This is a genomic window from Pseudomonadota bacterium, from assembly GCA_018817425.1.
GTDB lineage: Bacteria > Desulfobacterota > Desulfobacteria > Desulfobacterales > RPRI01 > RPRI01.
In genome coordinates, this window is sequence record JAHITX010000095.1 from 1 (window position 1) to 5108 (window position 5108).

At 49.9% G+C, this 5108-nt stretch carries 5 protein-coding genes; all 5 read left to right on the forward strand.

What is annotated here, in order from left to right; genetic code table 11:
- A partial coding sequence (locus tag KKC46_16400; GenBank protein ID MBU1055380.1) for an outer membrane lipoprotein-sorting protein occupies positions 1-346 on the forward strand: 346 nt, incomplete at its 5' end.
- 194 nt (positions 347-540) lie between these two features.
- Entirely contained in the window at positions 541-1809 is a 1269-nt protein-coding gene (locus tag KKC46_16405; GenBank protein MBU1055381.1) for a spirocyclase AveC family protein, read from the forward strand.
- Between the two features lie 37 nt (positions 1810-1846).
- On the forward strand, positions 1847-2923 hold the full coding sequence (locus KKC46_16410; protein MBU1055382.1) for a hypothetical protein: 1077 nt from the start codon (positions 1847-1849) through the stop codon (positions 2921-2923).
- Positions 2924-3054: 131 nt separating this feature from the next.
- On the forward strand, positions 3055-3834 hold the full coding sequence (locus tag KKC46_16415; GenBank protein ID MBU1055383.1) for a CbbQ/NirQ/NorQ/GpvN family protein: 780 nt from the start codon (positions 3055-3057) through the stop codon (positions 3832-3834).
- The coding region (locus KKC46_16420; protein ID MBU1055384.1) for a hypothetical protein at positions 3831-5108 on the forward strand (1278 nt) is incomplete at its 3' end. The genes KKC46_16415 and KKC46_16420, both read left to right, overlap by 4 nt.

Sequence of the window (5108 nt, forward strand, 5' to 3'; positions counted from 1 at the left end):
AAAGGTCTGGGTTATAGAACAAATGCCTAAAGATCCGTATTATAGCTGGGGATTGCATATAGGTTATGTTGATCAGGAAACCTATGGCATTTGGTATAAGGAGGTATATGATAAATCCGGCAAATTCAGGACATGGAAATGCAATTTTCGTCACTACAATGAATCTCCAAGCGGGCAAAACAATATTGGAGTTCAATATGATGTTTCGTGGAATATAGACGAAGTAGTACATCATGCATCAGTTTCCGGCACGGTACCGTATTCTGAATCCAGATTATTTATGCCTGCTTCAAAAATAGACCCCGACTTTTTTACCAAACAAAACTTCATGCAGTTGTCTAAATAGGATGGATTCGAGATAAGTTTATTTAACAAATAAATATATGGTTAATCTTTATATGCCTGGCAAGTGGTATAGCAGATTCAGCTGCCAGGATATAAAATTTCACAGTAACAAATACCGGTCGTCCGTGCTTTATGGACTGGCTGGCCGGTATTTTTCTGCACATCACTTTAACTTAAAGAAAGGAGCATATTATTATGGTAGAAAAATATGATGTTCCGTCAATACCCAAGCCGCGGCCGGCAGTCGTGTGGTGGGCATGGATCGGGGGTGCCTGGCTGGTGTTCTGGGCCTACGTGCTGACCCGCTGGGTGACCGGGCCGTACTTCACACCCGTGCCGACCGGAGAGGTTGCCCCGCCGACCTGGATGCACAATTTGTTCATCGGAATGCAGTGTTTTGGGCCAGTGTTCATCATCCTTATGTCGTACTTCTACGTCTTCAAGCCGTGGCGCCGCAATCGCACCATCCCGTTAGATGGTCTGCTGTTCATCGGGTTCATGTTCTTTTCGCTGCAGGACGCAGGCTCGAACTACTTAGGCGTCTGGTACACGTTCAACTCGCACATGTTCAACATGGGGTCATACTACAACGAAATCCCAGGCTGGCTGGGGTTCGGCCGGCCCGGGGCGGTAGTGCCGTATGCGCTATTACATCACCCGACGCAGTACGCGACCGGTATGTTCGGCTTCTGTGCCATCGGTGCCTGGGTCATGAACTGGGGCCGGAAACGATTTAACTGGGGGCCGGTAAAGCTGTGCCTGTTAATGTTCCCGTTTATGATGCTGTTTGACCTCATTATCGAAGGGGCGTTCCAAACCCTTGGCTTATATACGATGGCCGGAGGGAAATACTCGTTTTTCCCCGACACCTACGAAAAATTCCCATTAATCGAGCTACCTTTCGTAGCATTGCTATGCAGCCCGGTTGTGGCACTGCGCTACTTCAAGAATGACAAGGGGGAAACGCTCGTTGAGCGCGGGATCAATTCGATGGTCATGAGCGATTGGAAAAAGCAGCTGATGCGGTTGCTGGCAATCATCGGCGTCCTCCAGTGCATATATCTCTTCTGCTACAACATCCCGATTGCCATGCTCATGGGTTCTAATCCGGGGACGTGGCCGACCGACGTTACGTCTCGTCCATACTGGAACGACGGCATGTGCGGTGCCGGAACTGACCGTATATGTCCCGGCCCCGGAGTGCCGCTTACCCAGTATGCGTGGGTAACCACCTTGCCGGAGGGACAGCCTGTGCCGGAGGAAGACTGGACTTCAAGAGCCGGCGAACCTGCTACCGGGAAAGCCCTCAGTATGAGGGGCGAGAGATTGAAAAATCCGGAGTTCAGTGATGGTAAGTGTCGCCCGTTTAATAGCAAGTTTCTTGGCTACAGTGAAGACAGGTGCGACACGTTATTTTGCATTGAAGGAATAAAACCGAATATACCCGACTGGAACTGGTGGTGATTTAATAGCCGCTTTATCATCAAAAGGAGGTATAAATATGACAGTAGAAAATGAAGCCGGGACGAATGCCACGCTGGATGACCAACTCAGCTATAAGGAGACCCTGCCCAAGGGAGTCTCATACATGGAAAACAACGGCTTTCTGGTTATGGCCGAGACCGAGGATGGAGATGAGATTTCCTTTGTAAGTTGCATTTTCCGCGTTGGTGGCGGCAAGAATGGCCCCTGGCAGGTTGAGGACAAGTTCGTTGGACAAACCACTTTCCAGATCAAGCCCAAGGGGTTTGAGGGTACGATCAACGACCTCGATTTTATCAGTAACCGCACCTGGGCGACTGACGACTGGCACAGCGGCGAAGTCATCAAGACCGAGGATGCGGTGATCTGGAAGTTGGACAACCGGCAATACATCTGCCGCCCACCCTACTGGGAACTTAAGGGCGAGCACATGGGCATTGAATTCGATCTGCTCTTAAGCGGCATCGGTGACGCCTCATTTCACAAAGGAACCTATGCCGATTTTGCCAAGAACAACGTCGCCGGCTATGAGGCTCCGCTGCGCTGCGAGGGCACCTTCAAACTTGAAGGCAAGACTTACAAATTGAGGAAAGACAAGTCATTCGGCTGCCAGGAAAAATTCACTCAACCGGCATGGGACTTAGCCAAGGTGCTCAGGGGAGAGACCTATTACTGGATCTGGTGGGTGAACGAATCCGTGAGGATTTTCATTTATTACTATCCCTCCGTTGGGAAAGCATATAGCCACGTGATGGTTGATGACCAGGAAGTGGACTTTTCCGAAAACGGCACGAGTAATATCAAGATGGAAGAACTGGAGCATTGGATCGATCCCAAGACGAGAATGCGGATTCCCGTCAAGTGGAATTTCAAGCTGAAGTCGGAAAAAGGGGAGATCAATCTTGATGCTTCGGCCGAGTCGCGGACCTTTTACGGCTATCTGAGCGAATCCGGTGCCACCATGCATTACGGACTGCATAGCCATAGTATAGGTGAAATGACTTTGGCTGATGGCCGCAAGATTCCGCTCAAGGACATGCGTACCTACATTGAGCATGGCTGGTGCGCAATTCCACTGCCGGCCGCAGCGTGTTAAGGCTTTAAAGAACATGCACGCAAAAGCAAGTACTTATATACAATAAGGAGGTTTCTATCATGGTTCAAAGTGCAGGACATGCCATGAATATTTCACACAAAATAATTGACAGTACACAGGAAATCCACCACATGACCGATATTCCATATTACAGAGAAGTCCGCAATGAGAAGGATGTTTTCAGAGCCGCATGGCAAAGCCGTCGTGCGGTAATGCTCAAGGGGCCTACCGGCTGTGGCAAGACGCGCTTTGTCGAAGCAATGGCGGCGGAGCTTAAGCGCCCTTTAATTACAGTATCCTGTAATGAAGATCTGACTGCCGCAGACCTGCTTGGCCGTTACCTGTTAAAGGGCGGCGATACTCAGTGGATGGACGGGACGTTAACCCGTGCGGTACGTATGGGGGGAATCTGCTATCTTGATGAGATCGTTGAAGCCAGAGCCGACACGACGGTTGCCATCCATGCGCTTACCGATCATCGGCGTGAAATGTTTATTGATCGTCTTGGTGAACAGTTGTCGGCGCCGCCTGAGTTCATGATGGTTGTATCGTATAACCCCGGCTATCAAAGCATCTTGAAGGACTTGAAGCCCTCTACACGCCAGCGGATGATATCTATCGAACTTGGTTTCCCACCCGCGGACATAGAGATAGAGGTGGTTATTAAGGAATCGGGGGTTGACGAGGCGAACGCCCAAGACCTTGTACGCCTGGCCGGCGCCATTCGCGAATTGGATATACCCGGATTGCCTGAGGTGTCCTCAACCCGTACAGTAATAGCAGCGGCCGACTTAATAAGGGCTGGTCTCTCGCTTAAAGAAGCTGTCAAGGCGGGCATGATAGGTCCGCTTTGCGATGATCCGTTGATTGACAGAAGTTTAATGCAACTTGTTTCTACCTACATCTCATGACAGGCGATGTTAAAGCGACGGCAGAGTTTACGCAGCATTTCTATTCTTTGGTTGCCGGCGCCGTGGGCGGGCGCAGCATTCCTGTCCATTGGCACGACGATAAAAAATATAAAGCATACACCGACAATAGCTGCATTTATGTGCCTGCCTTTGAATTATCGCGAATGCATGTATTTGATGTTATTGCACAAGCTTTGTTGATTCGCGTCGGCGCACTGAAAAGAGAACATGTACGGCAATTGCTGGGCAAACGAAAAATACACAATCGCTATTTCTATGCCGAAATTGTTCGGGCAACTCGCCTGCACGCAAACATTTTGCCAAGAGCCTTCTGTGAAAATACCGCGATAATGCGCTTTCCTTTCACTACGGACTCGTCCGATCAATCCTATAGCTTGGCCGCCAGTAAAGAGCACTTCCCTGCATTCCCGGAATTTCTGGGTACGTTGCGGTGCCTTCTGGTGCTAAATAACGCGCTTCCTGAGGAAGCTCCTACCCCCGAGCTGAAATTGCAAAAGAAGGTTACGGCCGTTCTCACCGATGAGGAAGAAGGAGACTCCGAAGAATCTATTCTTCTCAAGCTGCTTTCAAAAAGTCAGATCTTTTCCGGTGGACGGTTGGCGGATATCATCGCAAAGTTTCTCGGTATCGATGGCTCGGGGAAAGGCCAAGGCAAGCCCAAATCAGGAGGTGGCATGGAACTGCCGATGGGGAATGTGACCATGGGCAAGAGGAAGGGAAAGTTTGTCGGCCAGTTATCAGACATGAGTGTTGATGTAGTGGTGACAAAAGATAGCAATGAAGCAGGCAGCCATATTTACCCGGAATGGGACTATTCCAAACGAAAATACCGATCGGATTGGGTAGTAGTGGATGAGGTTGATCCCTGGAGAGAAAATGCGGAGTCGGGGGCGATCATGAGCGAGATATTGCAGCCACCTTCTATGGCATTAAAAAGGAAACTTGCAGGCGTGGGCCTCAGCTTTGAGATGCACCGTAATCAGGCTGAAGGAGAAGACTATATCCTGGATCGCGTGGTCAACTATTTTATTGATTGCAGAAGTGGCACAACTCCCAACGAGGGTGTTTATGCGCACAACATGAGAACGCGCAGGGATTTGGCGGTGATGCTGCTTTTGGACATATCGGGCTCTACCGCCGAGATGGAGGAATCCGGCGGCTTGTCGATTCACCACAAGCAGATGCAGTTGGCGTATCACCTGATGACGGCACTTCACGGGCTTGGCGATCAGGTCTCTTTGTATGCATTCCAT